Annotated in this window: 22 protein-coding genes; 17 read left to right on the plus strand and 5 right to left on the minus strand. The window is 55.4% G+C overall.

The genetic code is table 11. The features are described from left to right. Positions 1-174: 174 nt before the first annotated feature. A complete protein-coding gene (locus AC01ZF_RS07195) occupies positions 175-1,404 on the minus strand; it encodes an MFS transporter (protein WP_476575241.1) in 1,230 nt (409 codons plus the stop codon). A gap of 194 nt (positions 1,405-1,598) precedes the next feature. On the opposite strand from AC01ZF_RS07195, the gene AC01ZF_RS07200 reads away from it, so the two are divergent. The 4 genes from AC01ZF_RS07200 (at position 1,599) to AC01ZF_RS07215 (ending at position 5,192) form a co-directional block, all read left to right on the plus strand. Beyond that, positions 1,599-3,179, plus strand: coding sequence for an acyl-CoA carboxylase subunit beta (locus tag AC01ZF_RS07200; RefSeq protein ID WP_424674925.1), 1,581 nt, complete (start codon positions 1,599-1,601; stop codon positions 3,177-3,179). Positions 3,180-3,203: 24 nt separating this feature from the next. Continuing rightward, a complete protein-coding gene (locus AC01ZF_RS07205; RefSeq protein WP_424674924.1) occupies positions 3,204-3,563 on the plus strand; it encodes an OadG family protein in 360 nt (119 codons plus the stop codon). Between the two features lie 64 nt (positions 3,564-3,627). Next, entirely contained in the window at positions 3,628-4,026 is a 399-nt protein-coding gene (locus tag AC01ZF_RS07210) for a biotin/lipoyl-containing protein (RefSeq protein WP_424674923.1), read from the plus strand. Beyond that, positions 4,026-5,192 carry a sodium ion-translocating decarboxylase subunit beta gene (locus AC01ZF_RS07215; protein WP_424674922.1) on the plus strand — a complete coding sequence of 389 codons (1,167 nt, stop codon included), beginning with the start codon at positions 4,026-4,028 and terminating at the stop codon, positions 5,190-5,192. Before AC01ZF_RS07210 ends, AC01ZF_RS07215 begins: the two co-directional genes overlap by 1 nt. Here the strand turns inward: AC01ZF_RS07215 and AC01ZF_RS07220 are convergent. Continuing rightward, positions 5,179-6,084 carry an oxidoreductase gene (locus tag AC01ZF_RS07220; protein ID WP_424674921.1) on the minus strand — a complete coding sequence of 302 codons (906 nt, stop codon included), beginning with the start codon at positions 6,082-6,084 and terminating at the stop codon, positions 5,179-5,181. The two genes, AC01ZF_RS07215 and AC01ZF_RS07220, sit on opposite strands and share 14 nt — an antisense overlap. 152 nt (positions 6,085-6,236) lie before the next feature. Here AC01ZF_RS07220 and AC01ZF_RS07225 point away from each other — a divergent pair, with 152 nt between their 5' ends. The 12 genes from AC01ZF_RS07225 to mreB all read left to right on the plus strand — a co-directional run bounded on the left by AC01ZF_RS07225 (position 6,237) and on the right by mreB (position 18,291). Beyond that, complete coding sequence (locus AC01ZF_RS07225) at positions 6,237-7,361, plus strand: L,D-transpeptidase family protein (protein ID WP_424674920.1); 1,125 nt, start codon at positions 6,237-6,239, stop codon at positions 7,359-7,361. An 81-nt stretch (positions 7,362-7,442) separates the two neighbouring features. Then, positions 7,443-8,576: a hypothetical protein gene (locus AC01ZF_RS07230; protein WP_424674919.1), complete on the plus strand. Its 1,134-nt coding sequence runs from the start codon at positions 7,443-7,445 to the stop codon at positions 8,574-8,576. 106 nt (positions 8,577-8,682) lie between these two features. Next, positions 8,683-9,867, plus strand: coding sequence for a response regulator (locus AC01ZF_RS07235; protein WP_424674918.1), 1,185 nt, complete (start codon positions 8,683-8,685; stop codon positions 9,865-9,867). A gap of 365 nt (positions 9,868-10,232) precedes the next feature. Beyond that, the gene (atpB, locus tag AC01ZF_RS07240; RefSeq protein WP_424674917.1) at positions 10,233-11,159 is read left to right on the plus strand and encodes a F0F1 ATP synthase subunit A; all 927 of its coding nucleotides are present in this window, start codon (positions 10,233-10,235) and stop codon (positions 11,157-11,159) included. An 80-nt stretch (positions 11,160-11,239) separates the two neighbouring features. Beyond that, the gene (atpE, locus tag AC01ZF_RS07245; protein WP_012258898.1) at positions 11,240-11,470 is read left to right on the plus strand and encodes an ATP synthase F0 subunit C; all 231 of its coding nucleotides are present in this window, start codon (positions 11,240-11,242) and stop codon (positions 11,468-11,470) included. A 30-nt stretch (positions 11,471-11,500) separates the two neighbouring features. Next, positions 11,501-11,995 carry a F0F1 ATP synthase subunit B gene (locus tag AC01ZF_RS07250; RefSeq protein ID WP_424674916.1) on the plus strand — a complete coding sequence of 165 codons (495 nt, stop codon included), beginning with the start codon at positions 11,501-11,503 and terminating at the stop codon, positions 11,993-11,995. A 44-nt stretch (positions 11,996-12,039) separates the two neighbouring features. Then, on the plus strand, positions 12,040-12,513 hold the full coding sequence (gene atpH / locus AC01ZF_RS07255; protein WP_424674915.1) for an ATP synthase F1 subunit delta: 474 nt from the start codon (positions 12,040-12,042) through the stop codon (positions 12,511-12,513). A 60-nt stretch (positions 12,514-12,573) separates the two neighbouring features. Further along, entirely contained in the window at positions 12,574-14,142 is a 1,569-nt protein-coding gene (atpA, locus tag AC01ZF_RS07260) for a F0F1 ATP synthase subunit alpha (protein ID WP_424674914.1), read from the plus strand. A gap of 62 nt (positions 14,143-14,204) precedes the next feature. After that, a complete protein-coding gene (locus AC01ZF_RS07265; RefSeq protein WP_424674913.1) occupies positions 14,205-15,077 on the plus strand; it encodes a F0F1 ATP synthase subunit gamma in 873 nt (290 codons plus the stop codon). Positions 15,078-15,095: 18 nt separating this feature from the next. Continuing rightward, positions 15,096-16,511, plus strand: a complete 1,416-nt coding sequence (gene atpD, locus AC01ZF_RS07270) for a F0F1 ATP synthase subunit beta (RefSeq protein ID WP_287908785.1) — start codon at positions 15,096-15,098, stop codon at positions 16,509-16,511. A gap of 69 nt (positions 16,512-16,580) precedes the next feature. Continuing rightward, a complete protein-coding gene (locus AC01ZF_RS07275) occupies positions 16,581-17,000 on the plus strand; it encodes a F0F1 ATP synthase subunit epsilon (protein ID WP_424674912.1) in 420 nt (139 codons plus the stop codon). Positions 17,001-17,280: 280 nt separating this feature from the next. Then, on the plus strand, positions 17,281-18,291 hold the full coding sequence (mreB, locus tag AC01ZF_RS07280) for a rod shape-determining protein (protein ID WP_012616267.1): 1,011 nt from the start codon (positions 17,281-17,283) through the stop codon (positions 18,289-18,291). A 117-nt stretch (positions 18,292-18,408) separates the two neighbouring features. Here mreB and AC01ZF_RS07285 read toward each other — a convergent pair whose 3' ends face one another. Next, the gene (locus AC01ZF_RS07285) at positions 18,409-19,389 is read right to left on the minus strand and encodes a DinB family protein (RefSeq protein WP_428112397.1); all 981 of its coding nucleotides are present in this window, start codon (positions 19,387-19,389) and stop codon (positions 18,409-18,411) included. A gap of 100 nt (positions 19,390-19,489) precedes the next feature. Next, the gene (gene mce, locus AC01ZF_RS07290) at positions 19,490-19,909 is read right to left on the minus strand and encodes a methylmalonyl-CoA epimerase (protein WP_424674910.1); all 420 of its coding nucleotides are present in this window, start codon (positions 19,907-19,909) and stop codon (positions 19,490-19,492) included. A gap of 109 nt (positions 19,910-20,018) precedes the next feature. Here mce and AC01ZF_RS07295 point away from each other — a divergent pair, with 109 nt between their 5' ends. Continuing rightward, positions 20,019-22,196 carry an ATP-binding protein gene (locus tag AC01ZF_RS07295; RefSeq protein ID WP_424674909.1) on the plus strand — a complete coding sequence of 726 codons (2,178 nt, stop codon included), beginning with the start codon at positions 20,019-20,021 and terminating at the stop codon, positions 22,194-22,196. A 40-nt stretch (positions 22,197-22,236) separates the two neighbouring features. On the opposite strand, the gene rpoD is transcribed toward AC01ZF_RS07295, so the two are convergent. Further along, positions 22,237-23,382 carry an RNA polymerase sigma factor RpoD gene (gene rpoD, locus AC01ZF_RS07300; RefSeq protein WP_424674908.1) on the minus strand — a complete coding sequence of 382 codons (1,146 nt, stop codon included), beginning with the start codon at positions 23,380-23,382 and terminating at the stop codon, positions 22,237-22,239. Positions 23,383-23,707 lie beyond the last annotated feature (325 nt).

A 23,707-nucleotide genomic window follows, 5' to 3' on the forward strand; every position in this document is an offset into this window, starting at 1 on the left:
TCCCAATCGTCAAACACCCGTATCAACGATACTGTGCCCAACGGTATTGTGCCTTGACGTGATACAGTTCCGTCCGCGCCGTGCCTGGTGATGGTATCCATCACCTCCGCCCGCCTGCCAGTCGTGCTGCGGAGCAAATGCCAGAACTGGCGCTAGCGGTTCTGGCAGTATCCATCACCTCCGCCCGCCTGCCAGTCGTGCTGCAGCCGGTGAACGTCGGAGCGTCATCATCGCCCACATCCCAATCACCGGCCCAATCGCCAAGATGGAAAACGCCCAGTGCCACCCTACCAGCGCCACCAGCGGTGGGATCAGCCAAATGGTAATCAGGGTGAGCAAAAAGCCTAAACTCGTCTGGAGGGCTAATGCAGTGCCGATGAGACCTGGCGGAGCAAGTTCACTGATGGCAGTTGAAAATTGAGCCGAGTCGGCGATGATGGTCAGGCCCCACAAAAGTGCTATCCCGGTCGTCAGCCACGGGTTACCACCGAACGTCATTCCGATCACGAGCGCGCATCCACTACTAATGGCCATAGACGCAATCGTAATGGTTGTGCGTCCCAGCCAATCAGCGAGTGCACCGGCGACGATACAGCCAATTCCACCAATACCAATTGCAGCGAAGGCAACCAAGCCGGCCCAATACGCTGCTATCCCGCGTGCTTCAAAACTAGCCAGTAAAAAGAGTGGTAACCATGTCCATGCGGCGTACAGTTTCCACATATGACCGAGGTAGCCGAGATTAGCCAAAAGAATCGGTCGTTCACGCAAGATAGCAGTTACGTGCCGCCAATGAAAGCGCGGTGCAGCGGTTTGTAGTGGGCCTTCACGTATCGCAACGGCCACGATAGCGCCGCCCACCGCTGCTATCCCGCCGGCCAAAAGCAGTGTACGTTGCCAGTCGCCAATCCCTCCTATCACGTTGAGTAAGTGTGGCGAGGCCGAACCTAACGTCAATGCTCCAACCAACATGCCGATTGCTAATCCCCGCTCACGGTTCGTCCACGTTGCCATTATCTTCATCCCCACAGGGTAAACACCGGCCAGTGCCATACCGGTGAGCACACGCAAGATCACTGCCGGTGCTGGTCCATTGGCAACGAGTCCGATCAGAATAGTACACAGCGCCGCTGCCCACGCCGAGCCGGCAAAGAGTCGGTGACTCGGCCAGCGGTCGGCTAACCCCAACACGGCTGAAACAAAGGCGCCACACGCAAAACCCAGTTGTACGGACATTGTGAGCCACGCTCGGCTTGTGTCGTCCAATCCCCATTCGGTAGTTAGGGCCGGCACTACTGCCGAAGCGGAAAACCACGTGCTTTTCACAAACAGGACGGCTAATGCGAGTATCGTGATCACCGGCCATGGTCGGGAGAGGAAGGAGGCGTTGGTGATGGTTGTCATTTGTTTACCTTTTCCTTAAAAGCGCAATCTGCGGTTGCCAAACAACGACTCTATCTTACCACTCGCAACTATTGCGCGTGCTATACTGGCTGCGAGCATCATCGACCTAATCCTACCATCATCCCTGCTACCAACGCTTTCACGTAGCAATGTGAACGCGTATGTCCATTCATCCACCAAGGAGGCATGTCGTTATGACCCAGCACGAACAGACGGCAGAACATACACCTATGACGATGCACGCCCGGCTCGCAGCCCTACGTCAATATCGCCACCGGCTTGAGCAGGGCGGTGGGCCTGAACGGATCGCTCGCCAGCATCAAGCCGGCAAATTGACTGCCCGCGAACGATTGCACATACTGATCGATCACGATACGTTTCAGGAGCTCTACCTCTTTGCCCGCCATCGCTGTACTGCCTTCGGCATGGCAGATAAAGAAATGCCCGGTGAGGGGGTGATTACCGGCTGTGGTAGTGTCGATGGCCGGCAAGTGTTTGTCGCCGCCCAAGATTTTACCGTCGCCGGTGGCTCGGTAGGTGAGATGCACGCCGATAAGATTTGTCAAACCATGGATCTTGCCCTTAAATGTGGTTCACCGTTTATCACCATTAACGATAGCGGTGGAGCGCGGATACAAGAGGGTATCGATGCACTGAGCGGCTATGGGCGCATCTTCTACCGCAATGTGCTGCTGTCTGGTGTCGTACCTCAGATCGCGATTATCGCCGGTCCTTGCGCCGGCGGTGCCGCTTACTCGCCGGCACTGATGGATTTCATCATTATGGTGCGTGGGAGCGAGATGTTTATCACCGGCCCCGAAGTGCTCAAGCAAGTTACCGGTGAGTATGTGACCGGTGAGGAGTTGGGTGGACCGGACGCCCAAGTTCGCAGCGGTGTCGCACACTTTATCGCCGAGAATGATTACGAGGCGATTGCTATCTGTAAGCGGTTGCTGAGCTTTTTGCCGTCAAATAATCTCGAAGATCCGCCTGATCGGGGTAATGGCGAGTTACGTATCTTTTCCGATCCGGTGCTTGATACGATCATCCCGGACGACCCACGTGAACCGTATGATGTGATCCCCATTATCAAGCGACTGGTCGACGATGGCGATTTTATGGAAGTGCAGCGTGGATTCGCCGACAACGCTGTGATCGGCTTTGCCCGCATCGATGGCAGTACGGTGGGAATTGTCGCTAACCAGCCGATGGTGATGGCCGGCGTGCTCGATATCGATGCCTCTGACAAAATTGCTCGCTTCGTGCGTTTCTGCAATGCGTTCAACATACCACTGATTACCTTCGTCGATGTTCCCGGTTTCTTGCCCGGTGTTGCTCAAGAACGTGGTGGCATTATTCGCCACGGTGCCAAGATGTTGTTTGCCTATTCGGCAGCAACAACACCCAAGATTACGGTGATTTTGCGTAAAGCTTACGGTGGCGCGTATCTGGCGATGTGTGGCAAAGACCTCGGAGCAGACCGCGTCGCGGCTTGGCCGAGTAGTGAGATTGCAGTGATGGGGCCGGAAGGCGCGGTCAATATTATCTATCGTGAACAGATTAAGCAGGCAGAAGACCCGGCAGCCGCCCGTGCTGAGTTTGTTCGTCTCTATCGTGCCGAGTTCGCTTCACCTTACGTTGGTGCGGCACGTAACTTGATCGACAGTATTATCGCACCGAGTGAAACCCGTCGCTATCTGAGTCTTGCGTTGGCTTCGCTCCGCACCAAACGTGAATTTCGTCCCCAGAAGAAGCATGGCTTGGTGCCGTTGTGATAGTTGCTATGGGAGTGAGATCGTATGATTGACCTGACGGCCGACCCACTCATTGTCGGTGTGCAGATCGCTCTGACGGGGATAGGTGTTGTTTTCGTCGTACTGACGATTGTCGCATTTGCGCTGAGTGCTTTGCGCGCTAGCCAGCATCTGTTCCGCCGCCGGTCCGAGGTATTGCAGCCGGTTGTTTCCTCACCATCACCTACGCCTACACCTGCCGACCGGCTCGATCCCCAATTGGTGGCCGTCTTGGCGGCAGCAGCCTTTGCTACACTCGGTCAGCCGGTGCGGATAGTGCGGGTGCGTTATTATCGCCAAACGTTGGGGATGTGGGCACGTTTAGGCCGGGTAAGTGTGATGGCTGCTCGTCAACTGCGTCGTTAGGTTCGATTGAAGTGGCTACCGCTCGACGCGCGCTGACCGCTATCAGATACAGTGTGGAGTTCGTATGAAACGCTTACGGATTACCGTCAACGGAATTGTCTACGAGGTCGAAGTTGAGGTGTTGTCCGATGACGATGAGGCGGTTGTCGCTGCACCAACGAGCTTTGCAGCGCCGCCACCGGCCAAATCGGCTGCACCGGCTGCTGCATCATTGTCATCAACCACAACACCGAACACCCATCAGAGTGGGCCAGGGGTACTCGTGTCGCCGATTGCCGGCATTGTCGCCGAAATTAAGGTCAATGTCGGTGATCAGGTGAAGGAGAATGATCCCCTCGTTGTGATCGAAGCGATGAAGATGAACTCCAATGTGAGTTCGCCGGTTGCCGGAACGATTCGCGCTATCAATGTCAAGGTTGGTGATTCGGTGCGGCAAGGTCAACCATTACTGGAGTTTGCCTGATGGAATGGCTCATTGGCTTCTTTGAGGCAAGTGGGTTAGCCCATCTGGCATGGGGTAACCTACTGATGATCGTGGTTGGCTGTGTGTTTGTCTATCTGGCGATTGCCCGTGGTTTCGAGCCATTGTTGCTGGTACCAATCGGGTTTGGCATTATCCTTGGCAATATGCCGTTCGAGCCGGGAATGGGGCAGGGAGTCTACGATCAAGGGAGTGTGCTAAGCTATATCTACTTCGGCGTGATTACCGGTATCTTCCCGCCGCTGATCTTTCTCGGCATTGGTGCAATGACCGACTTTTCGGCCCTAATTGCGCAGCCTCGGCTCATCTTGCTCGGTGCTGCTGCGCAACTCGGCATCTTTTTCACCCTCCTGATGGCGATCTTCCTCGGTTCACGCCTCCCCTTCCTTGATCTCACCGGTGACGATCCACTGCGCCTCTTACGAGCTGCAGCAGCAATCGGGATTATTGGTGGCGCTGATGGCCCAACGGCGATCTTCATTGCGTCGCGACTTGCTCCCGATCTGCTCGGCGCAATTGCCGTCTCGGCCTATTCGTACATGGCATTGGTACCGGTCATTCAGCCACCGATTATGCGGCTGCTCACCACCCGCGAAGAACGCCTCATTCGTATGCCGCCACCGCCGGAAGTCAACCGTACCCAGCGCATCCTCTTCCCCATTATCGGGTTGATCGTCTGTGTCCTGATTGTCCCTGATACGCTACCGTTGCTAGGAATGCTCTTCTTCGGCAACTTACTTAAAGAGAGTGGCGTCACCGAGCGATTAGCCAAGACTGCGCGTAGCGCCTTGATCGACAGCGTAACGATTATGCTCGGTCTGACCGTTGGTGCCAGCACTCAGGCCAGTAATTTTCTATCTCCGCGCTCAATTGCTATTTTCGCACTCGGTGCGTGTGCCTTTGCCATCTCGACTGCCGGTGGCGTGTTGTTTGCCAAGTTCTACAATCTTTTCACGAAGAATAAGATCAACCCACTGATCGGTGCAGCTGGGGTGTCGGCAGTCCCAATGTCTGCTCGCGTCGCCCATAGTCTCGCTCAAGCAGAAGATCACCAGAATTACTTGATCTGGCAGGCGATGTGCCCGAATGTTGCCGGGGTGATCGGTTCTGCCGTGGCCGCGGGGGTGCTGTTGGTTATCTTGCGCTAACCGGTAGCAACAGGCGCTTTGCTAGTTTTGGCCATTCGGGTACATAGCGGAGAGCAGTACACAGCATGACCAAATCGACGCTGCCGTCTCGGATGGCAGCGTCGGCCAACCATGGATCGCTCAATTGCCCAGACCCGATCACGACTGCTTCACTGGCGATCCGGCGTATCCCGGCTACCAATGGCAGTGTCCAGCCTGGAAAACGGGCGACGTCGGCAGTATAGCGCGTCAATGTGACATCAAGCAGTTGCACTCCGGCAGCCACGGCCCGCCGGGCAATGAGCCGTGCATCTTGATGGCTGAGACCGTTGGGAATCAACTCAGCCGCCGGCATACGTAGCCCGATCCACAATCGACGACCGAAGAGGTGGCGCATCTGCTCCAGAATGGTCAATACCGGCAGAATCCGTTCGTTCATCACCGGTTCTACCCCATTGTCGGTGGCACGGCTTGGTGAGACGAGTCGTGCCAGCATACCATCATCGGCAATGGAGATGAAGACGCCGTCTGCCCCGGCGGCCAATGCACGCCACGTCGCCTGGACGTAATCATCAATCAGCGTGGTAGGTATTTGGGCGATGGCTGGCGCCTCGAGCAAGAAGGCAATTCGACTCCCAAATGCATGGGCTGCTGCTACTAATCGTCGGAGACCCGGCAGAAAGCAATCGTGCCATATCCCAAGATGTGCGACCAGAGTGGGTGGCGCATAGATAAACATTGGTTCGCCGATAATCAAACCAACACCGGCTTGTGCCCGTCGCTCGTAGAAACTGGTGAGCGCTCCATGGCAAAATCCGTCGGTCCCGGCGAGACCACTCGGCGCCGGCGCCATCACGATTCGATTAGCTATTTGCCGGCCTGCCACTTGGATCGGGGTAAACAGATCTGCCATATGACGCTCGCCGTACTTCCGTTACTTATCGTAGTATAGCTAAAGATTTCTCTTCTCTGCAACAAGCTGAAAGTAATACGGTTGATATGTTGATGTAGTAATGGAACTGCTATAATAATAGAATAAGGTATTTCCGTTGTTATCGTCCTACAATGTCATACACTATCCTACCGACAACCCATCATCGTCACATAACGACCACGCTGAGCATCCTTGCAATAAGCGTTCTCGGATGGTTGTACTGGTTTCATCCGGTTACTGCACATCCCACAGCCGCTCGCAGTCGTTTACCGGTTGTGCGTACCGTCTACTTCCCGGCAACCGGCCATCATCTTTCCAATCGGGTCGGTTTTCTCGATTTTTGGCGTGCCAATGGTCAGCTTCACACCTTTGGCATGCCGATTACTGAAGAATTAGTGGTTGATGGTCGTATTGTGCAATATTTCGAGCGAGCTAGGTTTGAGTACCATCCTGAATATGCCGGAACGCCACAGCAAGTGCAATTAGGCCTGCTCGGACGGGAATGGTTCGACCCGCAGGGACTGGTGATGCCGCCCGCATCTGCCGGTGACGGTGCATTCTTTGCCGAAACCGGGTATTGGGTGAGTGGCGAGTTTCTAGAATTCTGGGAGCGTCATGGTGGTTTACCGGTATTTGGCTTCCCGATTAGCGACGCTTTCTATGATAACGGTGTCCTGACCCAATACTTTGAGCGAGCCTGGTTGCGGTACCGGCCGGAAGCGCTCTCACCGTTTCTCCGTCAGCAGCAGCTTATCTACGGATTCGATCTCGATACCCTTGACGAAGTTCAGATCGATGATCTTGGTCGGCGCGTGGCGGCACAGCTTGGCCTCAGTACGGCGCCGGTTGCCCGCTTGCCCGGCGCACCCGATTGGAGCCCGGCGCTGTGGCACCGGTGGATCGAAGTTGATTTGACCCGTCAGCGTCTCTTTGCCTACGAGGATGACCTCCTCGTCTTTACCGCACCGGTCGCGACCGGTCGTGATGGCTTCAATACACCACGAGGTGAGTTTGCGATCTACTATCGCTTGCCCGAACAAACGATGGCCGATTGTCTCGGTGGTGAGTGTTGGTATGTGCCGAACATTCCGTGGGTGCAGTATGTGGTTGGTGGGGTCGCCCTCCACGGTACGTACTGGCACAATGCGCACGGAACCGGCGTGCGTATATCGCATGGCTGCATCAACTTACGGATCGATGATGCGCAGTGGTTGTATACGTGGGCCGATCTGGGAGTCCCGGTGCGGGTGTATTAACAGCTATCTGCAGGAAAATGCCGGTTATCTACTAGCACGTGCTATAATGGCACCAGTAACACAGCGTAAACGGATATCACTATGCTGTATGTACCAGATGGTGTGCCACCCCTTGTCACAAGCTCTGTCGCTCGCCTAGAACGTTGTCTGCCCCAACCCGGAGACATATTGGTTCGGCAAGGCGGTCGGGTCGAACCCGATGACGTTATTGCCCGCGGTCTAAGTCAGCCGCAACCATATCTTATTAATCTCGCTCGTGAACTCGGTTTGCCACCGGTGCAGGCAGCGCGTGCCGTCGTGGCCCCGATCGGGCAACCGATCAATGCCGGTGCGGTAATAGCCCGTCGGCGTGGTTTAACCGGTCGGCGTGTGCTTAGTCCTGTCAAAGGTACCTTAACGATGGTTGATGCAACTACCGGCTATGCGTTTGTTGTACCGGAACCTCGTCAGATCACTCTTACCGCCGGCATCCGTGGGATTGTCATGGAGATCGTCAATAATCAACAGGTTGTGATCGAAACTCCCGCTGCACAATTGTACGGCGTTGGTAGTTTTGGTCCCGATTGTAATGGAGTTACTCGCTTGCTCACTCTCGATCCCGCTGAGCCGATCACCGAAGCGATGATCGATGCGCAAAGCATGTATGCGGTGGTTATTGGTGGTAGTGGGATCAGTGCTGCTGCGTTACGCAAAGCAGTTGAGCATCAGGTGCGTGGTGTGATCGTCGGTAGCATTGCCGAGAGCGAGTTACGGGACTTTTTTCGATTGTCAAAACGGTTGCCGTGGACAATCGGTGTGCGCAATTGGCAGTGGTCTGGTTTGATCGAATCACCGCTGACTATCGTCATTACCGAAGGGATTGGCAATGCTCCGATGGCTGCGCCATTGTTTGAACTACTCGCTACGCATGATCGACGCGAAGTCTTCATCGAGAGTAGCACCGATTTGCGCCGGCCACATCGCCGACCACGTATGATCATCCCGCTGTCAAGGAGTAGCAGTACTGCACTCGATCCGCCGCGTCCACCACTGCGTGTTGGTGCGCGTGTGCGTCTCCTCAGCCACGACCACCTCGGTCATCTCGGTCAGATCCGTAGCTTGCCGGTGTTCCCTCAACGGCTACCTTCTGGTGTGCGTACTGCTGCCGTCGAAGTGCTCCTCGAAACCGGTGAGTCGATCTGGTTGCCGCGCAGTTGTGTCGAAGTGATTGCATAACTAAACCGGTGTGGATCAGAATCACTACTGCAAATCGTAGCGACTTCGAGTATACTAGTGAGCAGTAGTAAATGAGATCGTTTAAGCACAATTGCGAGAGAATCCAATGACATATCGCATTGTCGTGGTCGCCCGTGCTAATCCGATATTACGCAGTCTTCCTGAGGCGTTGGCCGGCGACGCTACTGTGCAAATCTTCGATTCGGCCAATGAAGCTCTCTGGTCAATTAGTACCGAACCACCCGATCTCGTGCTCAGCGAACTAGAACTCGACGAGATGAGTGGTCTCGATCTGGCCGAGATTGTGCCGAACTTCGATCCGAATACACGGGTGGTACTGTGGGGGTCCGGCATTACTGCTGCCGACCGTGCCCGTGCCAAGGCGGCCGGGGTTAGTACCGTGCTAAGTGGTGATGTCAGCCTCGATGCAGTGCGCGCCGCCGTGAGCACCGCGCTTCAGGCTATCCATCATGAGTCGACATCACCAACTCCGTCGCCTGCTCCCGTCGCGAGCGAGCCGATGCGCCGTGAACCACCTGCTCCGTCAACCAAATCGGACCTGCGCGAATCGACACTCCGTGAACCACCGGCTGCCAAAGAAACCTCTCACCGTGAACCATCACCGGTCGCCAAAGAAACTTCACCGGCGTCTGAGCCTACTGCTCGGCGTGGTTTTACGCCGGCGCGCATCGTCTTACCCTCACGTGCCGAGCGAGAAGCAGCGGAACGTGCTGCGCGGGAAGCCGCCGAACGGGAAGCTGCCGAGCGAGAGGTATCTACTGCCAGAAGCAGTTTGGCTGCTCGTTCACGGGCGGCAGCCGAGCGCCGTGCTGGGTCATCGTCATCGGCTACCGAACCGCCTATCGGTTGGCGGAGTGACGGTCGTAACCTTATCGTGACTGAGCAAAATATTGCGGCAATCCGCAGTATTATGGGTCAATTGGGCCAAGATCTCGGTACGCAGAGTATTATGCTGACCGACCGCGCCGGGATGATTTTGGTCGAAACTGGCGATAAAGGCAACTTGCCGTTAATGGTGGTTTTGCCTCTCCTGTCGACCGGTTTCTCAACGACCGGTGAGGTTGCGCGCCAGTTGCGTGAGGAAGACGCAACCAGTGTCTATATTCATGAAGGTGTGAATATCGATCTGTACTGCTTCGATGTTGCTCAGCGCTTCTTGCTGGTTTTGGTCTTCAATAAGCGGGTGGCAAGTTCGAAAATCGGTGCGGTGTGGGTGAATGCTAAACGCGCTATCCGTGAATTACGCGAGGTGTTAGCGAAGTCGTCGTAGGGGCATAGAGTCTTATGCCTCTACCCGATGTCGCTCGTGATATCCGAACCATTCCCTGTGCCTCCGCGATACCTCCTAACCTCCGATGCTACCACACTTCACTCTTCGTGTGCCCGTTGATTCCTGACGACAACCGTCGCTACCACTGTTTGCCCATCCTGCGCAGCTATGGTATACTCGCGGCGGCTTTGCAAAACCTATCTACACGCAACCTCAGCCGAGCGGTTGGTTGCGAAATGTTGCGAAGTGCGTTATACTGATTGTGAAAGACTGAACAAAAAAGTGATCGTTCGTGTTTAGGGCGGCAGCGTACACGATGGCAAGACGCTGAGTGATGCCCGACGTTGTCGAGTAGGAGGTAGGCGTTGTCAACGCGGACTCGAACTATTCTGATTATCGCAGGGGCACTTGTTATCTCTATTGTCAGTCGCTTTTTCCTCTACACCGGTCCACCTCACGTCGAAGTTGCCGCCGAAGTTATTTTCGATGGCATTCCTGGTTTCCCCATTACCAACTCGTTCGTTGTTACCATTATCGTTGACATTCTGCTGATTGCTTTAGCCTTTGCGGCAACGCGCAACCTGCAGATGGTGCCACGTGGTTTGCAGAACGTGATGGAGTTTGCCCTTGATGCACTCTACAACCTGTTCCGCAACATGAACGCGAAGTACGTGGCAACCGCTTTTCCGCTGGTTGCAACGATCTTCCTGTTTGTGCTGCTAGGTAACTGGTTTGGTCTCTTGCCAGGGGTTGGTTCAATCGGTGTCTGCCATGAAAAGAAAGATATGCATGGCGTAGTCGAACAGCGATTGGCGTTGATCGGCCCGGCAAATGTGCTTGCCGCTGAAAGTGAAGAGGTGCATGACACCTGCGCTGCACAGGGTAAGAAGCTGGTACCGCTCTTCCGCGCGCCGGCTGCCGATCTGAACTTTACCTTCGCGATTGCGGCCATTTCGTTCGTCTTTATCGAGTATTGGGGTTTCCGAGCACTTGGTCCAGGCTATCTGAAGAAGTTCTTCAATCTCAACGGTATCATGTCGTTTGTCGGCATCATCGAGTTCATCTCCGAACTGGTGAAGCCCTTCGCGCTGGCCTTCCGTCTTTTTGGTAACATCTTTGCCGGCGAAGTGTTGTTGGTAGTCATGGCGTTCCTCTTGCCGTTACTGTTACCGTTGCCGTTCTACGGCTTTGAGGTGTTTGTCGGGTTTATCCAGGCGGTTATCTTTGCGCTACTGACCTACGCCTTCCTTAATATTGCCGTGACCGGCCACGACGAGGAGCACGCACATTAAGTTTGGGTTCATGCGGTTTGTACCGTGTTGTTGTAATAAGGGATCGTTGCAGAGTCTGCTTTTAAGGAGGCATTTCAATCATGGAGGGTTTGAATCTCGTCGCAACCGCGCTCGCTGTTGGTTTGGGCGCCATTGGGCCGGGTGTCGGCATTGGGATCATTGTTTCGGGTGCGGTGCAGGCGATCGGCCGCAATCCTGAAATTGAAAATCGTGTGGTGACCTACATGTTTATCGGTATTGCCTTTACCGAAGCGCTTGCCATCTTCGGTCTGGTGATTGCATTCTTGATCGGTTTCGGCGTGTTGCAGTAGAATCATGACACGTTACGGGAGGCGAAAAGGGTGGAAGCATTAGGCATTAACCTAAACCTATTTCTCGCGCAACTGGTCAACTTTCTACTGCTTATCTTCATTCTGCGCGCGCTGCTGTATCGACCGGTGATGAATTTGCTCAACGAGCGTACCAAGCGCATTGAAGAGAGTGTACGAGATGCAGAAAAGGTGCGCGAGCAGTTGGCAAACGCCAAGCGCGATTACGAGGCTGAACTGGCTAAAGCGCGTCAGGAGGCAGCCAAGATCGTGGCGCAAGCACAAGAGCGGGCGAAGCAGCAGGAAGCTGAGATCATTGCGCAGGCGCGTCGTGAGGCCGAACGCTTGAAAGAGGAGGCTCGCATGCAAGCTGAGCAAGAGCGTGCTCGCTTGCTAAGCGAGGCTAAGAGCCAGATTGCCGATCTGGTAACGTTGACGGCGAGTCGCGTGCTCGGCGCCGAGTTGCAGGCCCGCGGCCATGATGCGTTGATTGCCGAGTCGCTGGCGGCGCTCGACCGCCGGAACTAGCGTTGCACGACTGGCGCCCCCAGTCTGCGTGAGGAACGGAGAGTATGGCAACAACCATTGACGCACGGGCGCTGGCCGCTCCATTGGTGGAAGCTCTGCTAAGTACGGCTGCTGAGCAGATTCGAGCCGCTGCGCCGCGGATCGCCGGTCTTCCGGCAAGCGATGCAGCGGCAGTGCTCCCCGCCGATCTCTTGCCACAGGTGCGCAATTTCCTGCTGACCATGGCAAAAGAGGGATTAAGCGGCGAGTTGAATGCAGTGGCCGAAGCGCTCCAGACCTATCTGGAAACCGGTGGTCGTGTGATCGACGCCAGTGTAACCAGTGCGATTGAACTGAGCAGCGAACAGCAGGAACGGATTACGAGTGAGTTGCGTCGGCGCTACGGCGATGTCCATGTCACCTACCATGTTGATCCAACGCTGATCGGCGGTTTGATTATTCGGGTTGGCGATCAGGTGCTCGATAATAGCCTGCGTGCCCGCCTGAGCGCTATTCAGCGTGCATTACAGGCAAGTTGATTTTTCAGCCTTCAACTCGCTGGCCCGGTGTTGCCGGCAACCAGCGCGACGGAGTAGAGCATGACGACGATTACTGAAGAATTGATCGCCCGGCTGAAGCAGGGCATCATCAGCGGCGTCGACCTTCAGCCGCGTCAGGTCAATGTCGGAACGGTGATTGCCGTCGGTGACGGCGTCGCGCGGCTGTCCGGCCTTGATCAGGTCGTTGCCTCTGAGATCGTTGAGTTCCCGCCTAAGGCCGGCCGGAATGAATCGATTTATGGTATTGCCCTGAACCTCGAGCAGGATAGCGTCGCTGCTATTATTCTCGGTGACGATGAAACCATTGAGGAAGGGGATCTGGTAACCTCGACTGGCCGCGTAATCTCAGTGCCCGTTGGTCAAGGTCTGCTGGGCCGGGTGGTTAATCCGCTCGGTCAGCCGATCGATGGCAAGGGGCCGATCCAGTATGAAAAGATGCGCCCAATTGAGCGTATCGCTCCCGGTGTGATTACCCGTAAGTCGGTCGATACACCGGTGCAGACCGGGATCATCGCGATTGACGCCTTGATCCCGATCGGTCGTGGTCAGCGTGAGTTGATCATCGGTGACCGCCAAACCGGTAAGACGGCAGTGGCGATTGATACCATCATCAACCAGAAAGGTCAAGGCATGGTGTGTATCTATGTCGCCATCGGCCAGCGCCGGGCGCAGGTGGCGCAGGTGGTCGGTACGCTCGAGAAGTACGGGGCAATGGAGTACACCATCGTAGTTTCGGCTACCGCATCGGAAAGTGCTGCACTCCAGTATATTGCGCCTTATGCCGGTTGTGCGATGGGCGAAGAGATCATGGAAAACGGCGTGATGCTCAACGGAAAATTGGTCAAGGACGCTTTGATCGTCTACGATGACCTGAGCAAGCACGCAGTCGCTTATCGCCAAGTATCACTGTTGTTGCGCCGCCCGCCGGGTCGTGAGGCGTACCCCGGTGATGTCTTCTATCTGCATTCACGTTTGCTCGAACGTGCTGCCCGTCTTAACGAGGAATACGGTGGTGGTTCGCTGACAGCTTTGCCCGTGATCGAGACGCAAGCTAACGATGTTTCGGCCTATATTCCGACAAACGTTATTTCGATTACCGATGGTCAGATCTATCTGGAGGCTGACTTGTTTAACGCCGGTCAGCGTCCGGCGCTCAATGTCGGTATTTCGGTGTCGCGCGTCGGTAGTGCAGCGCAAACGCGAGCGATGCGGGCTGTCGCCGGTAAGCTGAAGGGTGAGCTGGCCCAGTTCCGCGATCTCGCCGCTTTTGCCCAATTTGCCAGTGATCTCGATGCCACAACGAAGGCTCAGATCGAGCGCGGTCAACGGCTGCAAGAGCTGCTCAAACAGCCGCAGTTCCAACCGTTGGCCGTCGAAGATCAAGTGGCCGTGTTGTACGCGGCTACCAACAACTACCTCGACGATGTGCCGGTGGCAATGATCACGAAGTGGCGCGATGATTTTCTGGCCTTCCTGCGCACCGCCCATCCAGAAGTGCGGAAGCTGATCTACGACAATCGCCTTGATCGCAAGTTCCCCACGCCTGAGGTTAAGGAGGCGTTGGAGGCGGCGATTAAGGAGTTTAAGGCGACCAGTAACTATAGCTAGCAGATCTCCGGTGGGCGGGCCGTGCGCCCGCTCGCCGGTCTCTTGACTGCAAAGGGTTCGTTATGGCGAGTAGTCGTGAGATTAAGCGCCGCATCCGCTCTGTCAAGAACGTCGCTCAGATTACCCGGGCGATGGAGATGGTATCGGCCTCGAAGATGCGGCGCGCACAACGGAATGTGTTGGCAACCCGGCCATATGCCGACCGGATGCGAGAGGTGATGGCCAATCTGACTGCGCGTGTGGTCGGTGCGGCGCGCCGTGGTACGTTGCTCGAAAAACGCGAGACGGTGAAGAGCGTGGCGCTGTTGGTGGTGACGCCTGATCGTGGTCTCTGCGGTAGCCTCGTCGCGAATGTACTACGCCGTGCCGGGCGTTTTATTACCGAGCAACGGGCGATGGGGCGCACCGTTGATGTGTACACGTTTGGTCGGAAGGGACGTGACTTCTTCTTGCGCACCGGCTTCGCGCCAGCGGGCGAGGCTATTCGCCTCGGTGATGCACCGAAGCTTGAGGCGATTCTCGGGGTGGCGATCAGCGCGATCAGTGGCTTCCAGTCGGGTAAGTACGATGAACTGTACATTATCTACAGCGAGTTCATCAATACGCTCGTGCAGCGACCGGCGATAAAGCAGTTGTTGCCGGTGGAAAGCCCTGATATTTCTACCACCATTAATGTCGATTATACCTATGAGCCGAGCGAAGAAGATGTACTGAACAGCATTCTGCCACGTTACGTCGAAACGCAGATCTATCAGGCGGTGCTCGAAAGTATCGCCAGTGAACATAGTGCACGAATGGTCGCAATGCGCAATGCAACCAATAATGCCAAAGATCTCGTGCGTGATCTGACACTCTCGTTCAATAAGGCGCGGCAGGCCGCGATTACGAAAGAGGTCAGCGAAATCGCTTCAGGTGCCGCTGCTCTCGTCAGTTAATGCTTAGAGGAGGAGCCGATGCCGGCAAAGGGGGTTATTCAAGAAATTATCGGCGTGGTCATCCGGGCCAAGTTCCCGGAAGATCAGGTGCCGGAGATTTATAACGCTATCGAAATTCCGCTCGAACAGGGTGGCCGCCTGGTCTGCGAGGTACAGCAGCAGCTCGGTAATGGCGTAGTGAAGGCGGTTGCGATGGGTTCGACCGACGGCTTGCGTCGTGGGCTTGAGGTGATCGATACCGGTCGCCCGATTGCCGTGCCGGTTGGGCCGGCAACGCTGGGACGGGTGTTTAATGTGTTGGGTGACCCGATTGATGGTGGCCCACCCCTTGGCCCAGAGGTTGAACGACGCCCCATCCACCGAGATCCACCGAGTTTTGAAGAGCAGTCAACCCAAGCCCAGATCTTTGAAACCGGAATTAAGGTGATCGATCTGATCGCACCGTTTACCCGTGGTGGGAAGACGGCTATCTTCGGTGGCGCTGGCGTCGGGAAGACGGTGGTGATCCAGGAGCTGATTGCGAATATCGCGAAAGAGCAGTCAGGCTTTTCGGTCTTTGCCGGTGTCGGTGAACGCTCGCGCGAAGGGAATGACTTGATCCACGAAATGCGCGAGGCGCGCATTGACGAGAATACTACCGTCTTTGACAAGACGATTATGGTCTTCGGTCAGATGAACGAGCCGCCCGGTGCTCGTCTGCGCGTCGGTCTGACGGCGCTGACCATGGCCGAGTATTTCCGCGATCAAGGACGCGACATCCTGCTCTTTATTGATAACATCTTCCGTTTTGTGCAGGCCGGTTCTGAGGTGTCTTCGCTGCTGGGCCGTATGCCGTCGCAGGTGGGGTATCAGCCGACCCTCGGTACCGAGATGGGTGAGTTGCAAGAGCGGATTACCTCGACCAAACGCGGTTCGATTACATCAATGCAGGCCGTGTACGTGCCGGCTGATGACTATACTGACCCTGCTCCGGCAACGGTGTTTAGCCACCTCGACGCAACCATCTCGCTCGAACGCAGCATTGCCGAGCGTGCAATCTTCCCGGCGGTTGATCCACTCGCTTCCACATCGCGTATTCTCGACCCGAATATCGTCGGTGAGGAGCATTATCGGGTGGCGCAAGAGGTAAAGCGCGTCTTGCAGCGCTACAAAGACCTCAAGGATATTATTGCCATTCTCGGTATGGAAGAGCTGAGCGATGAAGATAAGCTGACGGTGCAGCGCGCACGTAAGATCGAGCTGTTCTTCTCGCAGCCGTTTACCGTGGCGCAGCAGTTTACCGGTCGCCCCGGTAAGTATGTGCCGGTGAAGAAGACGGTTGAGAGTTTTGCCCGTTTGCTGAACGGCGAAGGTGACCATATTCCCGAGTCGTTCTTCTACATGCAAGGTGATTTCGACGATGTCCTGGCCGCGTATGAGGCGAGCCAGAAGTAAGCTTGAGCCGGTAATAGCCGTTGGGTTACACTACCGGCGATAGTCTGTGGCAGGCAGAAGGAGCAATCCATGCCCATCCATCTAGAGATTGTCACTGCTGAGCGGGTTATTTTGTCGGACGATGTTGATATGATCAGCGTGCCGACGAAAGATGGTCGTGTTGGTATTCTCCCGCGCCACGCTCCGCTGATGACGATCCTCGAACCGGGTGAACTCGATATTATAAAAAATGGTGAGCGCACGCCGTTTGCCGTGTCGGGCGGGTTTATGGAGGTGCTGCCGCACCGCGTCACGATTCTGGCCGATACGGTTGAGCGGGCCGATGAGATCGATGAAGCACGGGCCGAACAAGCGCGGGCTGAGGCTGAAGCCCGGCGACGTGAGGCCCAGAGTGAGCGCGATATGGCGCTGGCCGAAGCGAAGCTGCGGAAGGAGATGGTGCGGTTGCGTGTCGCGCAGTTGCACAAGCTCAAGCGGCGTCAGTCGTAGCACCGTGTGTATCATGATCATCAGGAGGAGAGGCGGGTTTATGACCCGCCTCTCTGTATGGGTTTGGAAGTGTTTTCATGGAGTGCCGGTAGTCGTCCGTTACTCTCTGCCAAGCGCTACCGCTCGTTACCGATCCTCATCCGAACCATGCAGCCTGGCTGTTCGTCGTAACCTACTCGCTCATTGCCATTTTGTCTCATCATTTGCTATAATACGCCGCGATTATGTAAGATGCAGCTCATTGCTGCTCAGATACACTACGCAAGTAACAGGAACGACTATGGCCCGCAAAATCGGGATTGATTTGGGAACTGCCAATGTCTTAGTCTACGTCAAAGGTAAAGGTATCGTGCTCTCTGAGCCGTCGGCAGTGGCGCTCAGTACGCGCGACGGGCGAGTGCGTGCGGTTGGCGCCGAGGCGATGGCGATGTTGGGCCGTGAACCGGAAAGTATCGAAGTGGTGCGGCCAATGCGGAATGGCGTGATCGCCGATTATGTCGTCACCGAAGAGATGCTGCGCCACTTTATCGGGCGCGCTGCTGGGTGGTTTCGCTTTTCGCGCCCCGAAGTGATGATCTGTATTCCCGCCGGTGTAACGAGTGTTGAGATGCGCGCTGTGCGTTATGCGGCGCTGGAGGCCGGCGCCGGAAAGGCTTATCTCATCCGCGAGCCGTTGGCAGCAGCGATTGGGGCGAATATCCCGATTGCCCAGCCATCGGGGAATCTGGTGATTGATATTGGCGGTGGTACCACTGAGGTGGCTGTCATCTCACTCAACGACATTGTAGTGAGTACATCGGTGCGGGTTGGCGGGAATCGGTTTGATGAAGCGATTGCTGCGTATATCAAGCGCAAATACAACGTGTTGATTGGTGAGCGAACGGCCGAAGCGGTGAAGATTGAGATCGGCTCAGCGTTGCCACTCGATAAGCCACTGGTAACGCAAGTTCGTGGACGCGATCAGGTGACCGGTCTACCGCGCACGATTCAGGTGGATAGCAACGAGATTACCGAAGCCATTCAAGAGCCGTTGGAAGCGATTATTAACGCGGTCCGGGCGGTCTTGGTCGAGACGCCACCTGAGTTGAGTTCAGATATTATCGATAAGGGTATGGTTATGACCGGTGGTGGGTCAATGTTGCGTCGGATCAATGATCTCCTGACCCAAGTGACCGGCGTGCCCTGCTATGTTGCCGATCAGCCGGCTTCGTGTGTGGCAATTGGGACCGGTTTAGCGCTTGAAAATCTCGATGTCCTGTACGATAGCTTGAGCGGCTTGGATTTGCCGTAATTCGTCTACTAATTGTTTGTGCGGTGGGAACAGTGATTGACCGATCCTACCGCACAATTTCTTTGCACTTGCCCGGCTGAGCAGATTTGTTAGGATTGTCTCACCGTGCGCCCCCAATTACGGATGCAATAGCTCCTGCACAATATCAAGGGCGTGGTTTTTGCCATACAAGATATTGTGTCGCATTTGCGCCAATTCGATCAGATGCCCCTGTTCGTGCGATACCACCCAGTTTCCTTGGTGTAGAAGGGGGACCGGCCCGTAAATTTCGTGGTGACCAATGCGCTGCCATGCCGCTTGGGTTAGGCCGCGTAACAGGTTTAGTGTTTGCTGACGGCTAGTAGTGTACCGCTCGAGTAGTTCGTCGATGGGGACGGTACGATACTTGACCGCATGACGCAAGGTTGGGGGGTGGGCCGTCGACAATTTAGGTTGATCGGTCTCGAGAATCAGCCATGCGCGCTCGCGAAAGACAATATCCATATCGGTGAGATGACCGATCAGATCTTTGAAAGCTGGAAACCCATTAACAGGCATTGCTAACTGATCTTCACTCAATCCTTCAACCAATGCCGGTACCGTTTTCAGCCCCTGCTCTAGCCGGCGAACAATGGTGTACGAGCTAAACGTTCCCATCCCATCAACAATCCGAAAATCGAGAAAGCCCTCGCGCACCGTTCCACATTGTGGGCAAAACTGTGGTGCTTCACCTTCAACGAGGTAACCACAGGTACTGCACACAAACAGATCACCCAGCTCACGGTAGGTGAGATCACGACCGGCGGCAAGAGCTTTGGCTGCACGTTCGAGCAGTGCGCGTTGAAAAGCACTTGTTCCGGTAACCGGCCCGGTCGCAACCGCTTCTGGTTCGAGACCGGCAAGTGCGTGATTGATGTTGGTTTGCGTCTGCGACACTTCTCCCAAGCGACGCATTGCTTGTTCGGCGCGCACTCGCTTGACTGCGGCTGAAGCTTCGAGTAAGCGCGCAATGTTGAAGAAGCGCTCACGCCGTGCCTGTTTGGCCCAAACGGCATACGCTGTTTGTCCGACACTCATACTTACCAACAGGCGTCTATCTTCTGCGTCGTTGGTTGTCATACCTTCTGCTCCCGTTATCATAGTGTCGTTATAGGTTCGTTAAATTGGTGTAAAGGTTAGCATGGGCGGTGACGAGCACCGCCCTCCGCACACCAAACGATCAGGCGTGATGTGGTGTGCGGTGTTGCACAAGTTCGATAAGCACTCCCTGCCCGCCGGCTTTGGGATGAACAAATGCGACAAGTGTATCGTGAATGCCGGGGCGAGGCTCATGATCGATGAGGGGGAGGCCGCGCTCTTGCAGCGTGGCGAGTGCGGCATGAATATCATCAACACGGTAAGCGATATGGTGCATGCCCGGCCCCTTTTCGCGCAGGAAGCGAGCGAAACTTGCCTGATCACTGGTTGGGGTGATCAGTTCGATCAGGGTATCGCCAAACCGAGCGACACCGATCGCAGCGTGACGCTCTGGCAGCTCGATGCGCTCCCATTCGGTGACCTCAAAGGCGGTGCGATAAAAGTCGATGGCCGCTTCCAGATCGGCTACCACCAGTCCAATATGATCGACCGCAGTAAACATTGCTCACTCCTTTACTTCCATCGGTAAATCGATGGATATAGCATATCATAACATAGAGCTGTAACGAGATAATTGACAGCTATTATAGGTTGACTACAATGAACGGCAAATGACGCACAACGATGATCCCACAACTAGTTTGTTAAGTCTGTTGGCGGCTGTTTCGCGGGTATTACATGAGGAACGGCCGTTTGTGCAGCGTCTTCATCGTCTCTTTGGTCTACTCCGGCTGGCAATCCGCTACCGCGATGGTCGCATTACGTGCTGGCTGCAATCGGCACGACCGGGAGCAACCCGTCAGCAGGTCTATTCACCCGAATCGAGCCCCTACCCGTGGGATGATCGGCTCACTCGGTCGGTGGCGTTGGGAGGGCAATTGATTATCAAAACAATTGCGCTCGGTGATCCACACCAACCGGGTGATGGATTACCGTTAATTTCGGCCAGCTATCTGGGCATGCCGATCTTTTGGGGAGGGCGACTGTGGGGCGTGTTTGAACTGCGTAGCGATGATCAGAGTCCCTTTACGCATCGCACAACCGAGTTGGTTGAGTCGTTAAAACCGTTGCTGGCGGCTGCAATTGCGCAAGAGGGAGTACAGTCATCGCGGCTACCGGCACCGCGATTTGCCGGCGAAACACCACTGGGTATTACCCTTACCCCTTCCTTGCGTCAAAAGATCATTGCACTGAATGACCAGCTCGAACAGACACTCGACCTCCACGAGTTGTTAGGGATCGTGTTGCGACGAGCGTTGGAGGGTAGCGGCGCGGAGGCCGGTGCGATTGCGTTGGTTGATCACGAACGGCGCGAACTGGTGTTACACCTGTACGAGGGCTATGCGAGCGAGCAAGCCGGTGCAGCGTTACCGAAAATGCCACGCCAACGTTGGGGCTGGGACATCGGTTTGGCCGGGCAAGCGGTACAGGTACGTCGGCCGCTGTTAGTGCGTGATGCCGGCCGTGAACCGGGCCTTCCCAACGGAATGCCGTTTCTTGCCGAGCTGGCTGCGCCGATTAGTACTGATGAGCGAGTGCTGGCCGTGCTCATCCTGCACAGTCGGCGGGCCAATACCTTCACCGAAGAGGTGTTGGCATTTATCGATGCCCTTCGTGAGCGCGCCGGATTGCCATTGGCCCGGGCAATGGCGTACCAGGTTGCCTATGAAACCTCGTACCATTTGGGGCAGGTATTTAGTAGCTTGCCGATCGGATTAGCCCTGCTTGATCTGAATGGGCGAGTGATCCGAGCCAATCCGGCGTGGTATCAGGTATGGCGTGTACCCGAACAACCGCAACGATCGTCGTTTTACGTTGGGATCGATCTGGTCGAGCATCTCCTGACCCGACTCAGCGATCCATTTCGGCTCAGCGAATTTTGCGATCTCGGTCAGCGTTCACCCGACCAAGTCTTTGAAATCAATTTGCAACTGCGCCAACCCTACCAAGAATTGCACGTGCTCTCGGTACCAACGCGCGATAGTCATCACCAACTGACGGGGCGGCTGTGGGTGGTGAGTGATCGCACCCGTGAGCGTGAGTCTGACCGCCTGAAAGACGAGTTTATCGGGATTGTTTCGCACGAATTACGTACACCGCTCACCTCTATTCTCGGTTATACCGAGATTCTGATCAATCGGCAAGATTTGGATAGCGAGAGTCAGCGCGAATTTCTTCTGACAGTCTCGAACGAGGCCGATCGCTTGCATAAAATGGTCAAAGATCTGCTTGATGTCTCGCGATTGGAGGCCGGTGTTGTCAAACTCAACCGCTGGGCGATGGGGTTGTGGCAGGTCATCGAAGAGCTAACCCTTCAGCTCCATACGCAACTCGTACAGCATAAGCTCCTGATCGATATGCGCACACCGTTGCCACCGGTCTTCGCCGATCGCGACAAAGTCAAGCAGATTATTGTCAATCTATTGAGTAACGCGATAAAGTACAGTCCCGAAGGGACCGAGATTCAGTTAACCGTTCGCCAGGCCGAAGCGAGCGATCTGCCAGCCGGTCATCCGCCTGGTCAATGGATGTTGATTACGGTGCAAGACCAAGGTATTGGGATCGGGCCGGAAGATCAGGCGCGTCTGTTTGAGCGGTTTCACCGCGTGGACAACAGCAATACTCGCCAAAAGAGTGGGGTTGGGCTAGGGTTATACATCACCCGTTTATTGGTGGAATTGCACGGAGGTCGAATTTGGGTGCAGAGTACGGTTGGAGTTGGGAGTAGTTTTTCGTTTACGTTACCAATCTGGACGGTACAGCGGGTTGAGGGGGTGCTTGAAGAGTAGGGGCGGGTTCGTATCCCGCCCCTGGTAACGGATGTAGCAGCTAATCGAGATAACCGCGCAGCTTCTTCCCCAAATGGGGATGACGCAGCTTCCGCAGCGCGACTGCTTCGATTTGGCGAATCCGTTCGCGAGTAATCCCAAACTCAATCCCCACCTCTTCGAGGGTGCGGTAGCGGCCATCCTTCAAGCCATAGCGCAATTGAATAATCTTCCGTTCGCGCTCAGGCAATTTCATCAACACCTCTTCGAGTTGTTCGCGCAGCAATGAAGCTGCTGCGGCCTCTGCCGGGGTCGAGATGCGATCATCCTCGATGAAATCACCCATGCGCCCTTCGCCCTCTTGACCGACCGGCATCTCAAGTGAGAGCGGGTGCATGCTTGCCTCGAGCGTGCGGCGTACTTTACCCGCCGAAATGCCCATTGCATCGGCGATCTCTTCAGGTGTTGGTTCACGCTGCATCGTCTGCTGGAGGCGATGGGAAGTACGTTTCACCTGGCTGATCGCTTCACCCATATGAACCGGCAAGCGGATCGTGCGGCTCTGGTCGGCAATGGCACGGGTAATGGCCTGTCGGATCCACCACGTTGCGTAAGTACTGAACTTATGGCCCTTCTTATAATCAAACTTTTCAACTGCTCGCATCAGGCCAATATTACCTTCCTGCACCAAATCCATCATGGTCAGGCCATAAGAGGTATATTTCTTCGCAATACTCACAACCAATCGCAAATTAGCCTGAATCAGATGGTGGCGGGCATCTTGACCTTGTTGGACGGCGCGCTCCAACTCAAACCGTTCACGTGCCGATGCGTACTCCTCACGGTCAAGACGTTGACGGGCAATAGCGCCGGACTCCATTGCTTTAGCTAATTCAACCTCTTGCTCGGCAGTCAATAGAGGAACTTGCCCTATCTCTTGCAAATACATACGCACCGGATCATCAAACGCAATTTCTCCCAGATCGGGCAAATCGACAGTCAAATCGTGATCGGTTTCTGGTTCAAAATCAGTCGGACCGTCTAGTTCATCACTCGACTCGACAACCCTAATGCCTTCAGCTTGCAGCATGGCGTACAACTGATCGATCTCGGCAATGTCGTGCTCAGGATTAGGGAAGGTAGCAAGAATGTCGGCGTGGGTAATGTACCCGCGCACCCGTGCTGCGGCGAGCAGTTGCTCGATCATCGCCTCTGACTCCGGTGTAGCTTTGCTCAACATCGTTCAACCAATACTCTGTTGATGGCGTCAGACCGGGTGACAACCATCACTGGGCCATCGTAGCGACGGCGGGCTGCTGCACTTGATGCTTTCTTTCGTCCGCTAGGAATGTTGAAAGGCCGCAGCGACTACTCTAAAACGCCGGGCCTTTCACGTCGCGTTCTCCGAATTGCTTTGGCAAAGAGATGGGGTTGAGAGAAAGCCCTCAAACCCCAAGCTGTCATTGCGATGGAGGGACGCAGACGTGGCACCCCATTAGACGTAACTAAAGCTACTATACACGTTTTAGATA

It is taken from the genome of Chloroflexus sp. (genome assembly GCF_056331925.1).

What these genes read in the sequence shown, in the direction of transcription:
- AC01ZF_RS07275 (WP_424674912.1), top strand. Translation starts at nt 16,581, where the DNA reads ATGCCCATCCATCTAGAGATTGTCACTGCTGAGCGGGTTATTTTGTCG.
- atpA (WP_424674914.1), top strand. Translation starts at nt 12,574, where the DNA reads ATGACGACGATTACTGAAGAATTGATCGCCCGGCTGAAGCAGGGCATC.
- AC01ZF_RS07195 (WP_476575241.1), bottom strand. Translation starts at nt 1,404, where the DNA reads ATGACAACCATCACCAACGCCTCCTTCCTCTCCCGACCATGGCCGGTG.
- AC01ZF_RS07210 (WP_424674923.1), top strand. Translation starts at nt 3,628, where the DNA reads ATGAAACGCTTACGGATTACCGTCAACGGAATTGTCTACGAGGTCGAA.
- AC01ZF_RS07230 (WP_424674919.1), top strand. Translation starts at nt 7,443, where the DNA reads ATGCTGTATGTACCAGATGGTGTGCCACCCCTTGTCACAAGCTCTGTC.
- mce (WP_424674910.1), bottom strand. Translation starts at nt 19,909, where the DNA reads ATGTTTACTGCGGTCGATCATATTGGACTGGTGGTAGCCGATCTGGAA.
- atpE (WP_012258898.1), top strand. Translation starts at nt 11,240, where the DNA reads ATGGAGGGTTTGAATCTCGTCGCAACCGCGCTCGCTGTTGGTTTGGGC.
- AC01ZF_RS07295 (WP_424674909.1), top strand. Translation starts at nt 20,019, where the DNA reads ATGACGCACAACGATGATCCCACAACTAGTTTGTTAAGTCTGTTGGCG.
- AC01ZF_RS07205 (WP_424674924.1), top strand. Translation starts at nt 3,204, where the DNA reads ATGATTGACCTGACGGCCGACCCACTCATTGTCGGTGTGCAGATCGCT.
- AC01ZF_RS07200 (WP_424674925.1), top strand. Translation starts at nt 1,599, where the DNA reads ATGACCCAGCACGAACAGACGGCAGAACATACACCTATGACGATGCAC.
- AC01ZF_RS07220 (WP_424674921.1), bottom strand. Translation starts at nt 6,084, where the DNA reads ATGGCAGATCTGTTTACCCCGATCCAAGTGGCAGGCCGGCAAATAGCT.
- AC01ZF_RS07285 (WP_428112397.1), bottom strand. Translation starts at nt 19,389, where the DNA reads ATGACAACCAACGACGCAGAAGATAGACGCCTGTTGGTAAGTATGAGT.
- AC01ZF_RS07265 (WP_424674913.1), top strand. Translation starts at nt 14,205, where the DNA reads ATGGCGAGTAGTCGTGAGATTAAGCGCCGCATCCGCTCTGTCAAGAAC.
- AC01ZF_RS07235 (WP_424674918.1), top strand. Translation starts at nt 8,683, where the DNA reads ATGACATATCGCATTGTCGTGGTCGCCCGTGCTAATCCGATATTACGC.
- atpH (WP_424674915.1), top strand. Translation starts at nt 12,040, where the DNA reads ATGGCAACAACCATTGACGCACGGGCGCTGGCCGCTCCATTGGTGGAA.
- AC01ZF_RS07215 (WP_424674922.1), top strand. Translation starts at nt 4,026, where the DNA reads ATGGAATGGCTCATTGGCTTCTTTGAGGCAAGTGGGTTAGCCCATCTG.
- rpoD (WP_424674908.1), bottom strand. Translation starts at nt 23,382, where the DNA reads ATGATCGAGCAACTGCTCGCCGCAGCACGGGTGCGCGGGTACATTACC.
- atpD (WP_287908785.1), top strand. Translation starts at nt 15,096, where the DNA reads ATGCCGGCAAAGGGGGTTATTCAAGAAATTATCGGCGTGGTCATCCGG.
- AC01ZF_RS07225 (WP_424674920.1), top strand. Translation starts at nt 6,237, where the DNA reads ATGTCATACACTATCCTACCGACAACCCATCATCGTCACATAACGACC.
- mreB (WP_012616267.1), top strand. Translation starts at nt 17,281, where the DNA reads ATGGCCCGCAAAATCGGGATTGATTTGGGAACTGCCAATGTCTTAGTC.